We start from the raw sequence: 17,236 nt of genomic DNA, 5'->3' as shown, positions 1-17,236 counted from the left end.
GAAAGACATGCCGGAACGACGGGTCACCGTGGCCTCCAAGGTCGGCCTGCACGCACGTCCTGCCGCGCTGCTGGCCAAGGCAGCGGCCGAGCAGCAGGTCGGCGTCACCATCCGCAAGGACGGGGGCGAGCCGGTGGACGCGGCCAGCGTGCTTGGCCTGATGACACTGGGCGCCATGCACGGTGACGAGGTTGTGCTGGCGGCCGAGGGCGACGGCGCGGACCAGGCACTGGAGGCGGTGGCGACGTTGATCGCCACCGACCTGGACCAGGACTGACGAACTCGACCAGGAGGGGTCACCGGCGTGCCGGTGACCCCTCCTGGCGTGCAACCCCCGGCCGGTCCGGGGCGTCAGTCGACCATGACGAGCACACCGGGCGTGTTGTGCGTGCACGCCCACCCCGACGACGAGGCGCTGTTCACCGGCGGGCTGCTGGCCAGCTGCGCCGAGCAGGGGCTGCGGACCGGGGTCGTGACCTGCACGTGGCAGCAGGGCGACGCCCGGGTCGAGGAACTGCGGCGGTCGCTGGAGATCCTGGGGGCCGGTGAGCCGCGGCTGCTGGGCTACCGCGACTCGGGCATGGGCGGGGAGAACACGTTCTGCGCGGCCCCGTTCGACGAGGCGGTCAGCAGGCTCGTGGCGCACCTGCGGGAGTTCCGCCCCGAGGCGGTGGTGACCTACGACGCGTTCGGCACCTACGGGCACCCCGACCACATCCGGGCGCACCGCGTGACGCTGGCGGCTGCGGAGGCGGCGAACTGCGTGCAGCTGTACCCGGAGGCGGGCGAGCCGTGGCAGATTGGGGCGCTCTACCTCGCGGTGCTGCCGCGCAGCGCCGTGGCCGGGGCCTGGCGGACGCTGTTCGGCGGGGACGTGCCCGCGCCGGGACCGGGTGTGCCGGGGGTGCCCGACGAGCAGGTGGCCCTCCGGCTGGACGTGCGGCCCTGGGTGGACCGCAAGTGGGCGGCCCTGCTCGCGCACGAGAGCGAGACCGCACGCGGGGCCGGGGCGGCACGGCTGGCCGGGCTGCCCGAGCGGGTAAGGCAGGACCTGCTGGGCACGGAGTGCTTCCTGCGCAGGGACTTGGCCCCGCCGAGCACGGTACGCACCACCCTGTTCTGAGGCCCGCGGCGACCGACCCTGGGCAACAGCCCCGCGTGTCGGCGCTTCCCGGGTGGTGTGTCGGCGCCTCACGTACGGTGTGTCGACACTTGGCGGGCGGTTTCCCAGTGTGCGGGAGCCCGTACCGGAAACGCCGACACGCCGTACCGGAAGCGCCGACACGCGGGTCATGAGGCGCCGACACGCGGGGCCGGAACGTACGACACGCGGGGCCAGCGGGGTCAGTGCAGGAGCGGGGACAGGGCGTTGATCAGGGCGTGGTCGTTGGAGTCCTGGCTGAGTTCCCAGGCCATGGCCCCGCGCAGGTGCCAGGAGCGGATCAGCTCGGTGCGTTCGCCGATCGAGCGCGGGTCGGAGTAGGTGATCAGCGTGGAGGTGCTCACCTAGTACGGGCTCGCACAGCTGCCGTCGGCGTTGAACTGCCCGCACAGGTTGTGCGACTGCGCGGGGTTGTAGAGCCAGGGCTCGCCCGCGAAGGCGTTCCAGTGCTGGCTGAACCCGTTGGCGCCCACCACGTGCGCGGTGTCCACCAGGTCGTGGTAGGTCGGCTGGGGCTTGGCGTCCCAGGCCAGGCTGTTGGGGTCCAGCCCGCTGTTGTCGGCCTTCTGGTACAGCCCGCCGGTGCGCAGGTACTGGTTGCCGTAGAAGGGAACCCCGACGACGATCTTGTTCGCGGGCACGCCGCGGCCCAGGTAGTAGGCCACCGTGCCGATGGTGTTCCCGGTGAGGTCCTTGGCGTTGGGGTCGCGCGGGTCCGGCCGCAGCAGGGTGTCCGGAGCCGCGATGCCGCCGCCCGGCACGTTGTAGTCGTAGGTCATCAGGTTCGCCCAGTCCAGCTGCGCGATGGCCTGGGGCAGCTCGTAGTACTGCCCCGCCTTGGATGTCGCGGGCAGGGCGGCGGTCAGCAGGTAGTGCCGGTGGTCGCGGGCGCCCTGCGCCTCAAGCTGGCGGCGGAACTCGGTGAACAGCTCGGTGGCGTTGTGCCGGTCGGCCGGGCTCGGGTCCACGTTGCCCCCGGCGACCTGGGTCGGGTACTCCCAGTCCACGTCGATGCCGTCGAACAGGCCCGTGGCGGCACCGGGACCGCCCGCGGAGGCGGGCCAACCGCCACCGGGCAGATCGCCCTTGATGAACGTGTCTACACAGGACTGTACGAACTGCTTGCGGCGGTTGGCATCGGCGGCCACCGAGGAGAACCAGGTGGACTTGGTCCAGCCGCCGACCGAGATCTCCACGCGCAGGCCGGGGTGCGCGGCCTTGAGCCTGCGCAACTGGTTGAAGTTGCCGTACAGGTGCTGGTTGGCATCGGCCGCGTCGTCGGCGACCCCGCCCACGGCCAGGTCGGCGGGGTAGGGCTGCTGGTAGTCCGCCCACGGGTCCAGCACGGAGCAGCCGACCGCCCCGGTGGCCTTGTCGAAGGTGGGCGCCGCGAAGGCGTACTGGATGACGTTGATCTTGTCGGCGGGGATGCCCTTGACGTGGTAGCCACGCCCGTAGACGTCCCAGCCCGCGAAGTACGCGGACACCACCGACTGGTCGTGCTGGGCGAGTGCGGTCGCGGGCGCCGCGGCGAGCGTGCCCGCGACCGCCAGCGCCACCGCGGCGGCCACCGAGCGTCTGGAACCGAACATGTGCGTCTCCTGTCGGCCAGGCAGTTGGTCTACACCAATCAGCTGGCCGACAGGATCGCCCGCACACGGTCGGCTGTCAACGGGAGATCAGCCCTTCGTGCAGGTCTCCACGGCCTTCTTGGCCTCGCTGAGCGCGGCGTCGGCCTCGGTCACCTTGGCCACGGCCTGCGCCGAGTCGGCCTGGGCCTTGGTGTTGGCCTCGCGGGCCTCGGCCAGCTTGGCGATCGCCTCGGCCGAGTCCGCGGCGGCCTGGGCCACCCGCGCCGAGGAGGCCGCGTCCGTGCCCGCTGTGGCATCGGCCTGCTTGTAGTCCGCGTCCAGTCTGTCGGAGACCTTCTTGGCCTCGTCCACGGCTCTTTGGGTCCCGGCCGCCTTGTCCTCGACGGACTTGCGCTCGGTGTCAGCGGTCTTCTTGGCCGCCTCGGCCTTGCTGACCGCCTCCTGCTGTTTGGTGCAGTTGGGCGGGGTGGGCGATCCGCACGCGGAGAGCACCAGGGCCGCGCTGGCAGCCGCCAGCACCAGGGAGAACTTGCCGAACACGGGTCACCTGCCGTCCAGAGAAAACGAACGATTCTCGCGAACGGTAACAACCCGGCACGTCCCACGCGTGCGATTTGCCAGGACTCAGATCGGCAGCGGCAGCAGCCCACCGGTCGCGGAGTGCAGGGCGGCGCGCATCTCGGCCTTCGGTGCCTGCTCACCGGTGAACCGCCACACCTGGGTGAACGCCTGGTGCAGCAGCATGTCCAGGCCGGTGACCAGCCGCGTGCCACGGCGTGCCGCCGCGTCCGCGATCGGGGTCGGCCACGGGTGGTAGATCGCGTCCAGTGCGAACCTGGCGCGGGCCAGGTCCTCGGCGATGTCGACCACCGCCGCCGAGGGCACGGTGCTGACCACCAGGTCGGCAGCCGCGCACAGCTCGCCGAACCGGGTCTGCGACCAGTCCCGCACCGCCACGCCCACACCGACCTTCTCGGCGCAGCGCACGGCCTCGGCGGCCCGCGCGGGATCGCGCACGACGATCGTCACCTGCTGTACGCCGAGCAGGTGTGCCGCGACCACGGCGGCCGTGGCCGTGCCACCCGCACCGAGCAGCACCGCCGACCCGGCGCCCCGCTCCGGCCAGCCGCCCGCGGCTCGCACGGCCCCGCAGATGCCTTGCACGTCGGTGCAGTCGGCGAACCAGCCGCCCTGCTCGCGGGGCACCAGCGTGTTCGCCGCCTCGACCAGGTCGGCCACCTCGCTGCGCTGCACGGCGTGCTCGTAGGCGGCGCGCTTGCCCGGCATGGTCACCGCGAACCCGGCCCACTCCGGCCCCGAGCCGTCCACCAGCCCGGGCAGCTCGGCCGCCTCGCAGCGGATCCGCTCGAAGGACCAGTCCAGCCCGAGCGCCGCGTAGGCGGCCTGGTGCAGCACCGGGGACAGCGAGTGCTCGATCGGCGAGCCGAGCACGGCGGCGCGTCGGGAACTCACCTCAGAAGATCCCCGCCGCACGCGCCTTGGACACGTTCGCGTCGTGTTCCGCCTGGGTGGTGGCGAAGCAGGAGTTGCCCTCCTTGTCGCACTTCACGAAGTACACCCAGGTGCCCTCGGTGGGCTTGACCGCGGCCTGCATCGCCTTCTGACTCGGCGAGGAGATCGGGGTCGGGGTCAGCCCGGTGTTCAGGTAGGTGTTGTACGGGCCGGGCCGCGCGCGGTCGGCGTCGCTGGTGGCCAGCAGCGGCTGGTCCAGCACGTAGTTGATGGTGGAGTCGTCCTGCATCGGCATGCCAACGGCCAGCCGGTTGTAGATGACCCGGGAGACCTTGCCGAAGTCGGACTCGATGGCCTCGCGCTCGATCAGCGAGGCGACCACCAGCACCTGGTACGGGGTGAATCCGGTGTCCTCGGACAGCTTCGGCACGTCGGCCAGCTTGGTCGCCGAGCTGGTGATCACCGCGCGCAGCAGGTCCTGGGCGCTGGCCCCGGGCTTGACGTCGTACACCCCGGACAGGATCAGGCCCTCCAGCCGGTGCTTGGGCTCGGCCTTGGCCACCGAGGACAGCGCCCAGTCCGGCACGCCCAGCGCGGTGGCGTCGGCGGTCTCGGCGACCTTGCGCAACTCCTCCACGGGCACACAGGTCTGCTTGCCGTCGAGCGTGGCGCAGCTCGCCTTGGCCAGCAGGGACAGGATGCCGGGGTTCACCGAGTTGTCGGGCTTGCGGGTGTCGTCCAGCTGGAGCCCGGCCTTGACCTGGAGGTTGCCCACCCGGCTGGCCGGGTCGACGATCCTGGCCACGGCCGCCTTGCCGGACATCTCGGTCTTCATCACGTAGAAGCCCGGTTGCAGGGCGCCGACCCGGTCGTCGCTGCCCGCCGCGTTGACGAACGCCCGCCCGGTGCGCACCACGTCGTTGTCGGCCAGCATCTCGCCGATGGCCTTGGTCGAGGCCCCGTCGCGGACCTGCACCAGCACATCGGACCCGCCGTCCCCGCCGAAGTCCCCGTACGAGCCGATGCCCAGGAACCTGCCCGCGCCGTAGTAGGCGCCCCAGCACAGCAGGAGCAGCACCACCACGACAGCGGCCAGCACGACCGGCTTGCGCCGCGGGCGCCTGGCCGGTGTGGCGGGCTCCTCGGCACTGTCGAACAGGTCCAAGTCCTCGTGCTGGACCTCGGCCTCGTCCTTGGTCACGACTGGTTCTCCTCCTGCGCCCGTGCCAGCGCAGCCGACCTGGCGTCCAGCCACGCCTGGAGGATCTCCACGGCGGCGGCCTGGTCCACGACGGCACGCTGGCGGCGGCCACGCACGCCCCGCTCGGCGAGCACCCGGGTCGCGGTGACCGTGGTCAGCCTCTCATCGGCTAGACGCACCGGCACGTCGAGTCGTTCACGCAGTGCCGCCGCGTAGTCGACGGCGATCTGCGCGGCCGTGCCGTGCTTGCCCGCCAGGGTCTGCGGCAGCCCCAGCACGACCTCGACCACCTCGTGCTCGGCGGCCAGCTCCGCGAGCCGCTGCACGCTGGTCTCCCGCTCCAGGGTGACCAGCGGGGTCGCCAGCATCGGGGACGGGTCGCTCAGCGCCACGCCGACCCGCACGGCACCCACGTCCACCCCGAGCCTGCGGCCACGGCCCGGGTCGTCGACCCCGGGCCGGTCGGGTTTCGGCCCGACCGGCCCGTTCGTCGACTTGGCCTTGCTACGCGCCATTCCTGCCCAGCTCACCACGCAGGGCCGCGATGGCCTCCGGCACGCCGCCGGGGTTGCCGCCGCCACCCTGAGCCATGTCCGGCTTGCCGCCGCCACGCCCCCCGATGGCCGGTCCGAACACCGGCACCAGCTTGCCCGCGGCGATACCGGCGGACCTGGCGGCCTCGGTGGTCGCCACCACGAAGCCCACCTTGTCCTGCTCCGGGGCGAACAGCGCCACCACGCCTGGACGGGACCCGAGCCGGTTGCGCACGTCGGTGGCCAGGGTGCGCAGGTCGTTGCCGGACACCCCGGGGATCGAGGCGGCCACCAGCGCGGTGCCGCCCAGGTCCTCGGCGCCCTCGGCCAGGGCGCCCGCGGAGGACAGCAGCTGGGCCGAGCGCAGCTTCTCCAGCTCCTTCTCGGCCACACGCAGCCGCTCCACCAGGGCCTCGACCCGGCCGGGCACCTCGGCGTCAGGCACCTTCAACATGGTGGCCAGGTTCTGCACCAGGGCCCGCTCCTGGGCCAGGTAGCGGAAGGCCTCCATGCCCACGTAGGCCTCGACGCGGCGCACGCCCGAGCCCACCGAGGACTCACCGATCAGCGTGATCGGGCCGATCTGCGAGGAGTGCTCCACATGGGTGCCACCGCACAGCTCCAGCGACCAGGGGCCGCCGATCTCGATCATGCGCACGGTCTCGTCGTAGGTCTCGCCGAACAGGGCGATGGCGCCCAGCTGCTGGGCCTCGGCGATCGTGCCGTACTTGATCTTGACCGGGAGGTCCTTGCGCACGGCCAGGTTGGAGACCTCTTCGATCTCGCTGCGGGTCTCCGGGGACAGGCCGCCGGTCCAGGCGAAGTCCAGCCGCAGGTAGCCCGGCTTGTTGTACGAACCGGACTGCAGGGCCTTGGGCCCGAGCACCTCGCGCAGCGCGGCGTGCACCACGTGCGTGCCCGAGTGACCCTGCCGGGCACCGGTCCGCCACTCCTGGTCCACCTGGGCCAGCACCCGCTGCCCCTCGGCCAGCTCGCCCGCGCGCACCCGCACCTGGTGCACCCACAGCTTGCGGTTGACCTTCTGGACGTCGACGACCTCCAGCTCCACGCCGTCGGCGGTGATGACGCCCGCGTCGGACTCCTGCCCACCGGACTCGGCGTAGAGCGGGGTCCGGTCCAGCACGACCTCGACGATCTCGCCCTCGGCGGCGGAGCGCACCCGCTGGCCCTCGCGGATGATGCCGCGCACGGTGGCCTCGCTGGCCAGCTCCTCGTAGCCGGTGAACTCGGTGGCCCCCAGCTCCAGCAGCTCCCGGTACACGGTCTTGTCCCCGTGGCCGGTCTTGCGCGAGGCGGCGTCGGCCTTGGCGCGGGCGCGCTGCTCGGCCATCAGCTTGCGGAACCCGTCCTCGTCCACCGTCAGGCCCTGCTCGGAGGCCATCTCCAGGGTGAGGTCGATCGGGAAGCCGTAGGTGTCGTGCAGCTGGAACGCCTTGTCCCCGGGCAGCGTGGTGGCCCCGGCGGCCCGCACCTCGCCCGCGGCGGAGTCGAAGATCTTCGACCCGGCGGTCAGCGTGGTGAGGAAGGTGTTCTCCTCGTTCTGCACCACCGACAGGATGCGCTCGAAGTTGGTGACCAGGTCCGGGTAGACCGGGCCCATCTCGTCGCGCACCACGGCGGCGAACTGGCCAAGCACCGGCTCGGTGACGCCCAGCAGGCGGGCCGAGCGCACGATGCGGCGCAGCAGGCGGCGCAGCACGTAGCCGCGGCCCTCGTTGCCGGGGGTCACCCCGTCGCCGACGATCAGGATGCCGCTGCGCGAGTGGTCGGCGATGACGCGGAAGCGCACGTCGTCGGTCTCGTCGGCGCCGTAGCGGCGGCCGGACAGCTCCTCGGCCTTGGCGATCACGGCACGGACCAGGTCGGTCTCGTAGACGTTGTCCACGCCCTGCAACAGGGAGGCGACCCGCTCCACGCCCATGCCGGTGTCGATGTTCTTGGCGGGCAGCTCCCCGATCGGCTTGTGGCCGAGCTTGGGGCTCTGCTCCCCGCGGATGTCCTGCATGAAGACCAGGTTCCAGATCTCCAGGTACCTGTCCTCGTCGGCGACCGGGCCGCCCTCGCGCCCGTAGTCCGGGCCGCGGTCGAAGTAGATCTCCGAGCAGGGACCGCCGGGACCGGGCACGCCCATGTCCCAGTAGTTGTCCTTGCCGTCCCGGCGCTGGATGCGCTCCGGCGGCAGCCCGGCGACCTTCTGCCACAGCTCGATGGCCTCGTCGTCGTCCAGGTAGACGGTGACCCACAGCCGCTCCGGGTCGAAGCCGTAGCCGCCCTGGTCCTGCGGGTTGGTGATCAGGGTCCAGGCCAGCCGGATGGCCTCTTCCTTGAAGTAGTCACCGAAGGAGAAGTTGCCCGCCATCTGGAAGAAGGTCAGGTGCCGGGTGGTCTTGCCGACCTCGTCGATGTCCGGGGTGCGCACGCACTTCTGGATGCTGGTGGCGCGCTTGTACGGCGGCGGGGCCTCGCCGAGGAAGTACGGCTTGAACGGCACCATGCCGGCGTTGACGAACAGCAGCGTGGGGTCTTCGAGGATGAGCGAGGCGCTGGGCACGTAGGTGTGCCCGGCCCGCTCGAAGTGTTCGCGGAAACGCTTGACGATCTCGTGGGTCTTCACGGTGGTTCCTCGGGATGAGTCTGGGTCAGGACGCGGGACGGCGGACGAACGGGTTCAGCGCCCGTCCGCCCGGCGCGCTCGCGCGTCGCGGGTCGGCGACCAGGACTCGCCACCGGTGAAACCGGGCCGGAAGCCCGTCTTGTCCTCCACGGACCTGGACAGCTCGGACTCCCGCTCGGCCATGCCCGCCCGCACGTCGGCGCCGAAGGAGCCCAGGGCACCGGCCATCTCGCGCATGGCGTCGCCCAGATTCTCGGCGACCCCGGCGGGGGTGGCCTTGTGGGTCAGCTCGGAGACCTTGCGGCTGATGACGACCCCGGCGGCGACACCGAGACCGAGCCAGAACAACCTACTCATCAGCGCCTCCCCCGCTTCGTCCTGCGCACGCGCCTGCCCGGGCCCTCTGCCGGGGCGGCTGCCTTGCGCCGTGCCCGTACAGCCTTGCTGATCCCGTAGGAAAGCGCAGCCGCTTTCACCAGCGGACCGCCGAGGGTCGCGGTGAACAGCGAGGTCAGCGCCGAGACGTTGCCGCTGACGGCACGGGCGTTCGCGGTGATGCCGTCCACCCGCTCCAGCTGGGTGTTGACGTGGGTCAAGGTGGTGTTGGCCTCCAGGAACAGCGGATCGCTGTTCTCGTGCGCCTTGCGGATGGCGGTGGTCGCCTCGTCCAGCGTGCGCCCCAGCTTGACCAGCACCCACAACAGCACCAGCACCAGCAGCACGAAGGCACCGGCTGCCACGAGCGCGGCGATCTGCTCTGGTGACACGAACCCTCCTAGCAAGATCATCTATTGCCCGGCGAAGTGCTGATCAGGTTACCGCCACGACAATTCGGTGCCCTGCTGGGATGGGGGTTCAGACGGTGGCGAGCAGGTGCACGCTCAGCACCGAGTAGCCCGCGGGCGCGATACGGGCCGAGCAGCGGCTCGCCGCGCCGTCGACCGCGGGGCCCCGGCGCACCGCCACCTCGTACACGCCCTCGGGCGTGCGCACCGAGACGAGCCGGAGGTTCTCGTCCACCGGGTCGGGGCGGCTCTCCCCCACGGCGATCGCCTCGTCCAGCCCGCGCAGCCCCGCGCGCCTGCGCACGGCGATCTCGGCGTACTGGGCGTAGGCGGTGGGCGCGGAGGTGCGCCCGCGCAACTGGTCGAGCTGCACCTGACCGGCCAGTGCCGACTTGGCCACCAGCGCAGCCTCGTCCGGGCTGAGCTGCCCGTGCAGGTAGCCGTCCGGCACGACGAGCAGGTTGCCCGCCCAGCGGTCCCCGCCCACGTGGCTGACCTCCCAGGCCCGGCCGGGGTGGTTCTCACCCAGCGCGGCGGCCACCGGGCGGCCCAGCACGGCGCAGCACATGTCCTTGGTGCCGTGCGTGCAGGCCAGGAACAACGGACCGGCCACGGGCGTGCCGTGCCCGCCCCGACCACGCGTGACGGCCTCCAGGTCGAGCGCGGCCAACTCGGCCAGGTCGGCGATCTCCAGCCGCTCCAGCCAGCGCCCGCCCGGCAGGCCGCTGGCCAGGTAGACGGTGCGCGGGGCCCCGGGTTCCCTGCGGTGGCGCCCCGGCCTGCGGATCAGCAGTGGGCGCAGGCCCGCGGCGCGCAGGGCGTCCATCCGCTGGGCCGGGAAGACCTCGTCGCAGACCCGCTCCAGCGCGTCGGCGGTCCACGGTCCCGGTTGCTCGACGAGCAGCCAGGAGGTCATGTACGCCGCGGTCCCGGCGGGGCTGCCGCCCAGCAGTCTCATGACGGCGGCACAGCCGGGCAGCGTGTCACCGACCTCGAACCCGTTAGGCATACCTAACCTTACACGGTCAGCCCAGTGCCAGCATCCCGTGTGTGACCAACTCGCCGAGCAAAGCTCGCACAGTCCCCCGATCGAGTGTGGGACTGGCCACCTCCACGAGGGATTTCACGGCTACCGGTCCGCCACCGAGCAGGGCGGACAGCACCACCCCGGCCGGTTCCGCGAACACCAGCCGCTGACCGCCCGCCGCCAGCGCGACCGTGCCCTGCCCGCGTTCCAGCACCGCCCGCGGCGCGAGCAGCCGCACCAGCGCCTCGTCCTCGGCGGGCAGCAGCTCGCTGGTCGCCGCGAAGGGCAGGCCGATCCGCGTGTGCGTCGGGGCCTGCGCGTCCCGGTCGGCCAGGAACCGGTCCACCAGGTCGGTGGCCATCAGCTCGCCCAGCCGGGCCCGCAGCACGGCCGACCGCTGCGCCCGCTCCTGCTCGGAGGCGAACCGGGGCAGGTCCTCGCGGAACAGCTCCTCCGCGCGGACCTGGTCGGCCAGCCACGCCACCAGGTCCACCCCGGTGGCCCGGTTCACGCCGATCGTCAGGTGCAGGGACTGCTCGCCGAGCGCGGACACGTCGTGCCAGTGTCCGCGCGGCACGTAGAGCACGTCCCCGTCCTCCAGCACGAAGTCCGCCAGCGGCTCACCCTCCGGGCGCGGCGGCAGCTCCACGTCGCGCTGCAACGGGGCGGGCCGGGTCACCCCGTGCACCCGCCAGCGCTTGCGGCCCGCGATCTGAACGATGAACGCGTCGTGGTCGTCCCAGTGCACGTCGAACCCGTGCGTGCGGCCCCAGCCCGCGTACAGGTTGACCTGGATCCGTTCGCGCAGCTCGTGTTCCAGCCGGGCGGCCAGTTCGCCGACGGGCTCGACCAGTTCGTGCACGGAGTCCAGCACGAGGGTGGCGCCCGCGCGGAGCTTCTCGGAGAAGGGCGCTGCCAGCAGCTTGGGCACCGGCCCGCCGCGGCGCGACTCGACCATCTCGGTGTAGCTGTGCGCGGGCACGACCTCGCCGTCCAGCGCGAGGCGCAGCCGGGGGAACTCCAGCCGGTGCTGGCGCAGCACCCGGTTCAGCTCCGACCAGGGCAGCAGGTCGGCGAACCGGCCGGCAGGACCGGGGAACACCTGGTGGGTGCGGCCCTGTGTGGTGGCGAAGAACTGGCTGACCTCGACGGGAGCGACGAGGTCAGCCAGCGAGGGGACGGCGCCCACTCAGTCGTTGCCGTCGTTGTCCGCCACGGCACCGTTGGCCTTGCCGCGGTCCACCGCGACCGACAGCGTCTCGACGCCGAGCAGCAGACCGCTGGCCGGGGTGGTGTCCTTGAGTTCCTGAGCCATCGCATGACCTCGCAGAGAGTCGGTTGGCTGAGACAGCGCAACCGTACGTCAGCGGGCGGTTCAAGGTTATCGGTCATTGGGGTGCTTGTGACCTGGACTGATCACACTGCGCGGTCACCCTCAGGAGGTGGCGTGACCTCGCGGAGCAGCCGTGAATCCCACGGACACCAGTGACAGCCGGGGAGGAATGACCCGCACACTTCGTCCAGGTGATCCTCGATGTACTGCATGTCGGCATCGCACAAATCGATCGCGAACTCGAAGAAGGTGATGGTGTCCGGGTCGAGGTGGTAACTCCACTTCAGGTTGTAGGGCGCCGGGCGCTTGATGATCTTGCCCATCACGTGGACCCTGAACTTCTCCTTGCCGGACAGGATGTCCAGGGCCTCGACGATCCTTCCCTCGTCGGTGAGCTGGAAGATGAATTCCTGGTCCCGACTCTGCTTGAATGCGAAATAGCGCGGTGCGGCCATTTCGGCCCCCGATCGTCCTCAGCTGGACAATCGAGAATATCGACGGAATTGACCGGGCAACACTCGCCGACCGACTGACGAGGACTGCCGCCGACCAGCCGATTGCCCTGCCGGGCGGGCGGTGGCACTATCCGCGGGCCAGCCCGGCCAGCGCCACGCGGGCCTGCTCGGCGATCACCCGGCGCGGACCGGTCTCGCCCAGCCCCAGCACGTGCTCCAGGGCGAGCCGGTAGGCCCGGTCGAAGGCCTGTTCCGCGGGCAGTTCGAGGTGCGGACGCACCCCGACCCCCTCCCAGTTCGTGCCGGAGACCGGGTTGATAGACCGCCCGGCGGGCACGGCGGCACGCAGGTGCGGGCCGATGCGCTGGCGGTTGCCGGGGTGGGCGCCGCCCTTCGTGACCTCGCCGATCAGCGTGGCCCGCTCGAGTTGCTGGAGGTTGTAGGCCAGTTCCTCGGCACCGGAGAAGGTCTGCGCACTGGTCAGCACGTAGACCGGCTTCGAGTGGCCGAACCGCGGACCCGGCACGTACGGCAGGGTCCAGGACTGCCTGGTGCGGTCCTCGGCCCGGAAGTACATGTCGCACAGGTGGACCGAGCCCTTCAACAGGTAGCTGCACAGCATGGCCACCATGCCGGGGCTGCCGCCGCCGTTGCGCCGCAGGTCCAGCAGCAGCACGTCGGTACCGGCGAGCAGGTTCATGGCCGCGGCCGCGGCGGCACCGGAGATGTCGGGATCGAACAGGCGGGTCGTCTCCAGCAGCCCCACGTTGCCCGCCAACCGCTCCACCCGGTCGAAGCCGTGCCCGGACAACTCGGCCTCAGCCCGGTACAGGTCCTCGTCGAACCACTCGGGGTCCTCGTTCTCGGGCAGTTCCTCCACGCTGTGCAGCAGTCGCAGGTGCTTGTCCCCGCTGACGGAGAGCAGGTGCTCGGTGACCAGCTCGGCGAAGCGCTGGTCGTCCAGCCCGGCGTAGGCGTTCGCGGCGGACCGCTCGCGCAGCAGTGCGATCGCGCGTTCCGCCACCTCGGGGAACACGTAGATCCGTTGCAGGTGAAGGGTCAACAGGTCGATCTCGGCGGCGCGGTTGTCCTCGGGCATCCGCGCAACCTAGTCGACGGCAGGTGCTCGGTGCCGCCCATTTCCGCACCTGGCCGACGCGGAGTTGGGCGGCACCGCCACCCACTACAGGTCGCCGATGTCCCCGCCGACCGAGGCGTTGGCCTGGGCCCGGCCCAGGTCGATGCCCACGTGCAGGCCCGCGGTCCGCTCGATGGTGAACCGGTCGATCTCCTGCCCCCTGTTGGTCACCGTGCGCACCGTGATGCTGGTCTGCTGGCCCCAGAAGGCGGGTTTGACGTCCAGCGCGACGAAGGCGTACCCGGTGTAGCGGACCCGCGACCAGTGCACGGTCTCGGTGACCTTCTGCTTGCCCCTGGCCCAGTAGTAGGTCGGCACGTCCCGCAACGGGATCTCGTGCCCGGCATAGCTGTCCGGCGCCGGGAAGGAGTACAGGCTGCGCCCGGCGGAGCCGCAGGTGGCGTAGACGGTGCCGTCCCGGTCGGGCCGCACGGTGCCGCCGATGGGTACCTCGGTGACCACCGCGCCACCGCGCAGCGCGTCGCTGCGCTCGTAGACGTGGTTGTGCCCGTTGATGACCAGGTCCACCTTGAACCGGTCGAACAGCGGCACCCACTGCTCGCGGACCCCGCCCTCGGAGGCGTGGCTCTTGGTGGTGGAGTAGGCGCAGTGGTGGAAGAACACCACGATGAAGTCCACGTCGGCCTGCGAGCGCAGGTAGCTCAGCCTGCGCTTGAGCCACGCGGTCTGGCTGCCCGAGCTGTAGCCCAGGTTGGCCGGGATCTCGTAGGAGACGTCGTTGGCGTCCAAGGAGATCACGCCGACGTTGCCGTAGATGAACGAGTACACCGTGGGGCAGCCCGAGGGCCCGTTGCCGGGGAAGTCCCAGCGGGACTGCTGGCCGCCGTAGCCGTGGTCGGTGTAGAGCGCCTCCATGTCGTGGTTGCCGGTGGCGACCATCCACGGCACCTTCGAGGCGACCGGCTCGATCTGGGTCAGGTAGGCGTCCCACACCTTCGGGTCGAAGGTGTCGTGGGTGTCGTCGTGTACCGAGCCGATGGGCAGCCCGCCGCCGTTCGGGTCGGCGTAGGCGATGTCCCCGGCCAGCAGGTGGAACACCGGGTTCTGCTGGGCCACAACACCGTTCTCGGCCAGCGCGTCGGTGCTGACGCCCTGGTCGCCGAAGGCGGTGAAGGTGAACGGGCGCCCGGGGAACCAGCGCTGCGGGGCGGTGCGGAAGGTGGAGATCGCACCGGTGCCGCCGTCCCCGCGGGCCGGGTCGAAACCGTCGTGGCCCACGGCGTAGTAGTAGGTGTGGCCGGGCCGCAGGTCGCACAGCTCGGCGTGCAGGTAGTACTGGTCGTAGGGCGCGATGACCCCGGGAACCTCGGAGTGCAGCGCGCGCACCTCGGCGGGGATCCGCTCGGACAGGTGGCGCGGGTCGGTGCCGTAGCGGACGAAGGGCTTGCGCACCGGGACCGGCACCTGCCAGCCCACGCGCATCTGGGTCCTCGGGTTGCGGCCGAATGCCAGGTGCTTGGCGATGGGGGTGACCTTGTCCCCGGCGGCGTAGGCGAGACCGGGCAGGAACACCGGTCCCGCGGCCACGGCCGCCGCCGTGGCCAGACCGCCGCGCAGCACCGTGCGGCGGCCGAAACGCGTGCGCAGGTACTCGTGCTGCTCAGCCATGGACAGCCGCTCGGCGAGCTGCTCGGGCACCCCAGTTCTCGGGATTTCCATGGCCGCACATGCTTCGGGCACCAGGTGTACGCCGGGCGACCGGTTGGTGAACAACAGCGGGCGGGTCGCGCACTCCTTAGACTCCGGGGGTGGTTCGAAACTTCCTGTCCGGTTTGGGCATGCTGCTGCGCGGTTTCGGCATCGTGCTGCGTAGTCCGCGCCTGCTGCTGCTCGGCGCGCTGCCCGCGCTGATCACCGGCTCACTGCTGGTGGCGGCGGTGATCGCGCTGGCCGTGTGGGCCCCGGACCTGATCGCCTGGGCCACCCCGTTCGCCGACTCCTGGGACTCCACCGCGCGCGAACTGCTGCGCACCGGGCTGGGCATCTCCGCCGTGGTCGCCACGGCGGCGGTGGGCCTGCTGGTGTTCGCGGCGGTCACGCTGGCCATCGGCGCCCCGTTCTACGAGCGGATCGCCGAACACGTGGAGCGCAAGCTCGGCGGGGTGCCCGAGCAGGACGTCACCACCTGGTGGCAGGACACCGCCGACAACGCCAAGGTAGTCGGCACGGGTGTGCTGGTGGACGCCGTGTTCATGCTGGCCGACTTCATCCCGGTGGTGGGCAGCACGGTGGTGCCGGTGGTCGCGGCCTGCACCAACGCGTGGCTGTTCGGCCTGGAACTGACCGTGGTGCCGTTCACCCGGCGCGGGCTGCCGCTGGCGGCGCGGCGCGCGCTGCTGGGCCGCAACCGCGCCATGGCACTGGGTTTCGCGCTGCCCTGCTACCTGCTGTGCCTGGTGCCGCTGGTGGCGATCGTGGTCATGCCCGCCGCCACGGCAGGCGGCGCGCTGCTGGCGCACCGCATGCTGGAGACCGAGGCGGCCAGGGCGGCACAGCCTCAGTCCTGACCGCGGATGACCCTGCGCAGCCGTGGCACGCGCTCGGCCAGCGCGCGCTCGGCCCCGCGTGAGGTCGGCTGGTAGTAGTCGGTGCCGACCAGGTCGTCCGGCGGGTACTGCTGGGTCAGCACGCCCTCCGGCACGTCGTGCGGGTACCGGTAGCCCTGGGCGTTGCCCAGCTTGGCCGCGCCCGCGTAGTGCCCGTCGCGCAGGTGCGGCGGGACGTTGCCCACCGCGCCCTTGCGCACGTCGGCCAGCGCCGCGTCGATGCCCACGATCACCGCGTTGGACTTGGGCGCGGTGGCCAGGTGCACCGCGGCCTGCGCCAGGGCGAGCCGCCCCTCGGGCATGCCGATGAACTGCACGGCGTGCGCCGCGGCCACGCAGACCTGCAACGCGGTGGGATCGGCCATGCCCACGTCCTCGCTGGCGTGCACCACCAGCCTGCGCGCGATGAAGCGCGGATCCTCCCCCGCCTCGATCATGCGCGCCAGGTAGTGCAGGGTCGCGTCCACGTCCGAGCCCCGGATGGACTTGATGAACGCGCTGATCACGTCGTAGTGCTGGTCCCCGTCCCGGTCGTAGCGCACCGCCGCCTTGTCCACGGTGGCTTCCAGGGTGGCGAGGTCGATCTCGGTGGCACCGGTGGAACTGGCCGACTCGGCGGCGGCCTCCAGCGCGGTCAGCGCACGCCGCGCGTCGCCACCGGCCAGCCGCACCAGGTGGTCCTCGGCGTCGGCGGCCAACCCCAGCTTGCCGCCCAGCCCGCGCTCGTCGGCCACGGCCCGGCGCACGACCTCGCGCACGTCCTCGTCGGTCAGGGACTTGAGTTGCAGCACCAGGGAGCGGGACAGCAGCGGGGAAACCACGGAGAAGAACGGGTTCTCCGTGGTGGCCGCCACGAGCAGCACGGTGCGGTCCTCCACGGCGCCGAGCAGGGCGTCCTGCTGGGTCTTGGAGAACCGGTGCACCTCGTCGATGAACAGCACGGTGGCCTCGGCGGTGCGGCCCAGTCGGCGACGCGCCTCCTCGATGACGGCACGCACCTCCTTGACCCCGGCCGACAGCGCCGAGAGCGCCACGAACCGGCGGCCGGTGGCCTGGGACACCAGCGTGGCCAGGGTGGTCTTGCCGGTGCCCGGCGGGCCGTAGAGCATCACCGAGGCGGGGGCCGCGCCCTCCACCAGCCTGCGCAGCGGGGCGCCCTGGCCCAGCAGGTGCTGCTGGCCGACCACCTCGTCCAGGGACCTGGGCCGCATGCGGACCGCCAGCGGCGCGTTCTCGGCGAGCTTGGCCTTGCCCTTCTCCTCCACCTCGGCGCCGAACAGGCCCCCGTCGAACAGCGCGTCGTTCATTGGGCCGACGCTACCTGTAGGGACTGAC

Annotated in this window: 19 protein-coding genes; 3 read left to right on the top strand and 16 right to left on the bottom strand. The window is 71.5% G+C overall.

Going from position 1 to position 17,236, the window contains the following annotated elements:
• The first annotated feature begins 7 nt into the window (after positions 1-7).
• Together KALB_RS13465 and KALB_RS13460 are read left to right on the top strand one after the other, a co-directional pair.
• Positions 8-277 (top strand): HPr family phosphocarrier protein, encoded by a 270-nt coding sequence (locus KALB_RS13465; RefSeq protein ID WP_025356239.1) that lies wholly within the window; start codon positions 8-10, stop codon positions 275-277.
• A gap of 84 nt (positions 278-361) precedes the next feature.
• Positions 362-1,123 (top strand): PIG-L family deacetylase, encoded by a 762-nt coding sequence (locus KALB_RS13460; protein WP_025356238.1) that lies wholly within the window; start codon positions 362-364, stop codon positions 1,121-1,123.
• 221 nt (positions 1,124-1,344) lie between these two features.
• Here KALB_RS13460 and KALB_RS47575 read toward each other — a convergent pair whose 3' ends face one another.
• The 15 genes from KALB_RS47575 to KALB_RS13395 all read right to left on the bottom strand — a co-directional run bounded on the left by KALB_RS47575 (position 1,345) and on the right by KALB_RS13395 (position 15,014).
• Positions 1,345-1,506 (bottom strand): hypothetical protein, encoded by a 162-nt coding sequence (locus KALB_RS47575; protein ID WP_158510744.1) that lies wholly within the window; start codon positions 1,504-1,506, stop codon positions 1,345-1,347.
• Positions 1,507-2,754 (bottom strand): glycoside hydrolase family 18 protein, encoded by a 1,248-nt coding sequence (locus KALB_RS13455; RefSeq protein WP_025356237.1) that lies wholly within the window; start codon positions 2,752-2,754, stop codon positions 1,507-1,509. It lies immediately after the preceding gene.
• An 87-nt stretch (positions 2,755-2,841) separates the two neighbouring features.
• Complete coding sequence (locus tag KALB_RS47570) at positions 2,842-3,294, bottom strand: hypothetical protein (protein WP_025356236.1); 453 nt, start codon at positions 3,292-3,294, stop codon at positions 2,842-2,844.
• An 84-nt stretch (positions 3,295-3,378) separates the two neighbouring features.
• Positions 3,379-4,227 (bottom strand): shikimate dehydrogenase, encoded by an 849-nt coding sequence (locus KALB_RS13445; RefSeq protein ID WP_081789325.1) that lies wholly within the window; start codon positions 4,225-4,227, stop codon positions 3,379-3,381.
• A 1-nt stretch (position 4,228) separates the two neighbouring features.
• Positions 4,229-5,428 carry an endolytic transglycosylase MltG gene (gene mltG / locus KALB_RS13440; protein WP_025356234.1) on the bottom strand — a complete coding sequence of 400 codons (1,200 nt, stop codon included), beginning with the start codon at positions 5,426-5,428 and terminating at the stop codon, positions 4,229-4,231.
• Entirely contained in the window at positions 5,425-5,943 is a 519-nt protein-coding gene (gene ruvX / locus KALB_RS13435; RefSeq protein ID WP_025356233.1) for a Holliday junction resolvase RuvX, read from the bottom strand. Before ruvX ends, mltG begins: the two co-directional genes overlap by 4 nt.
• Positions 5,933-8,596 (bottom strand): alanine--tRNA ligase, encoded by a 2,664-nt coding sequence (gene alaS, locus KALB_RS13430; protein WP_025356232.1) that lies wholly within the window; start codon positions 8,594-8,596, stop codon positions 5,933-5,935. The genes ruvX and alaS overlap by 11 nt, the downstream gene beginning before the upstream one ends.
• A 54-nt stretch (positions 8,597-8,650) precedes the next feature.
• Positions 8,651-8,953: a hypothetical protein gene (locus KALB_RS13425; protein WP_025356231.1), complete on the bottom strand. Its 303-nt coding sequence runs from the start codon at positions 8,951-8,953 to the stop codon at positions 8,651-8,653.
• The gene (locus KALB_RS13420) at positions 8,953-9,363 is read right to left on the bottom strand and encodes a DUF948 domain-containing protein (protein ID WP_025356230.1); all 411 of its coding nucleotides are present in this window, start codon (positions 9,361-9,363) and stop codon (positions 8,953-8,955) included. The genes KALB_RS13425 and KALB_RS13420 overlap by 1 nt, the downstream gene beginning before the upstream one ends.
• Before the next feature lie 88 nt (positions 9,364-9,451).
• Complete coding sequence (locus tag KALB_RS13415; RefSeq protein WP_025356229.1) at positions 9,452-10,390, bottom strand: ferredoxin family protein; 939 nt, start codon at positions 10,388-10,390, stop codon at positions 9,452-9,454.
• A 16-nt stretch (positions 10,391-10,406) separates the two neighbouring features.
• Complete coding sequence (locus KALB_RS13410) at positions 10,407-11,597, bottom strand: cupin domain-containing protein (protein ID WP_025356228.1); 1,191 nt, start codon at positions 11,595-11,597, stop codon at positions 10,407-10,409.
• A complete protein-coding gene (locus KALB_RS49825; protein ID WP_268872252.1) occupies positions 11,598-11,723 on the bottom strand; it encodes a hypothetical protein in 126 nt (41 codons plus the stop codon).
• Between the two features lie 101 nt (positions 11,724-11,824).
• The gene (locus KALB_RS13405) at positions 11,825-12,196 is read right to left on the bottom strand and encodes a BP74-related protein (RefSeq protein WP_025356227.1); all 372 of its coding nucleotides are present in this window, start codon (positions 12,194-12,196) and stop codon (positions 11,825-11,827) included.
• A gap of 127 nt (positions 12,197-12,323) precedes the next feature.
• Positions 12,324-13,295, bottom strand: a complete 972-nt coding sequence (locus tag KALB_RS13400; RefSeq protein ID WP_025356226.1) for a S41 family peptidase — start codon at positions 13,293-13,295, stop codon at positions 12,324-12,326.
• Positions 13,296-13,379: 84 nt separating this feature from the next.
• Complete coding sequence (locus KALB_RS13395; protein WP_025356225.1) at positions 13,380-15,014, bottom strand: purple acid phosphatase family protein; 1,635 nt, start codon at positions 15,012-15,014, stop codon at positions 13,380-13,382.
• 89 nt (positions 15,015-15,103) lie between these two features.
• Here KALB_RS13395 and KALB_RS13390 point away from each other — a divergent pair, with 89 nt between their 5' ends.
• Positions 15,104-15,862, top strand: a complete 759-nt coding sequence (locus tag KALB_RS13390; RefSeq protein ID WP_025356224.1) for an EI24 domain-containing protein — start codon at positions 15,104-15,106, stop codon at positions 15,860-15,862.
• Here KALB_RS13390 and KALB_RS13385 read toward each other — a convergent pair.
• Positions 15,853-17,208 carry a replication-associated recombination protein A gene (locus tag KALB_RS13385; protein WP_025356223.1) on the bottom strand — a complete coding sequence of 452 codons (1,356 nt, stop codon included), beginning with the start codon at positions 17,206-17,208 and terminating at the stop codon, positions 15,853-15,855. The genes KALB_RS13390 and KALB_RS13385 overlap by 10 nt on opposite strands.
• Between the last annotated feature and the right edge of the window lie 28 nt (positions 17,209-17,236).

Source organism: Kutzneria viridogrisea DSM 43870 (assembly GCF_000525635.1).
GTDB classification, from domain to species: Bacteria; Actinomycetota; Actinomycetes; order Mycobacteriales; family Pseudonocardiaceae; genus Kutzneria; species Kutzneria viridogrisea.
The sequence above is the reverse complement of the archived record's forward strand: the minus strand, read 5'-3'. Positions and strand labels throughout refer to the sequence as shown.

Coding starts and splice junctions, on each gene's coding strand:
- KALB_RS13425 (WP_025356231.1), bottom strand. CDS start 8,953: ATGAGTAGGTTGTTCTGGCTCGGTCTCGGTGTCGCCGCCGGGGTCGTC.
- KALB_RS13415 (WP_025356229.1), bottom strand. CDS start 10,390: ATGCCTAACGGGTTCGAGGTCGGTGACACGCTGCCCGGCTGTGCCGCC.
- KALB_RS13385 (WP_025356223.1), bottom strand. CDS start 17,208: ATGAACGACGCGCTGTTCGACGGGGGCCTGTTCGGCGCCGAGGTGGAG.
- KALB_RS49825 (WP_268872252.1), bottom strand. CDS start 11,723: ATGGCTCAGGAACTCAAGGACACCACCCCGGCCAGCGGTCTGCTGCTC.
- KALB_RS13460 (WP_025356238.1), top strand. CDS start 362: ATGACGAGCACACCGGGCGTGTTGTGCGTGCACGCCCACCCCGACGAC.
- KALB_RS13455 (WP_025356237.1), bottom strand. CDS start 2,754: ATGTTCGGTTCCAGACGCTCGGTGGCCGCCGCGGTGGCGCTGGCGGTC.
- ruvX (WP_025356233.1), bottom strand. CDS start 5,943: ATGGCGCGTAGCAAGGCCAAGTCGACGAACGGGCCGGTCGGGCCGAAA.
- KALB_RS13395 (WP_025356225.1), bottom strand. CDS start 15,014: ATGGAAATCCCGAGAACTGGGGTGCCCGAGCAGCTCGCCGAGCGGCTG.
- KALB_RS13465 (WP_025356239.1), top strand. CDS start 8: ATGCCGGAACGACGGGTCACCGTGGCCTCCAAGGTCGGCCTGCACGCA.
- KALB_RS13405 (WP_025356227.1), bottom strand. CDS start 12,196: ATGGCCGCACCGCGCTATTTCGCATTCAAGCAGAGTCGGGACCAGGAA.
- KALB_RS13400 (WP_025356226.1), bottom strand. CDS start 13,295: ATGCCCGAGGACAACCGCGCCGCCGAGATCGACCTGTTGACCCTTCAC.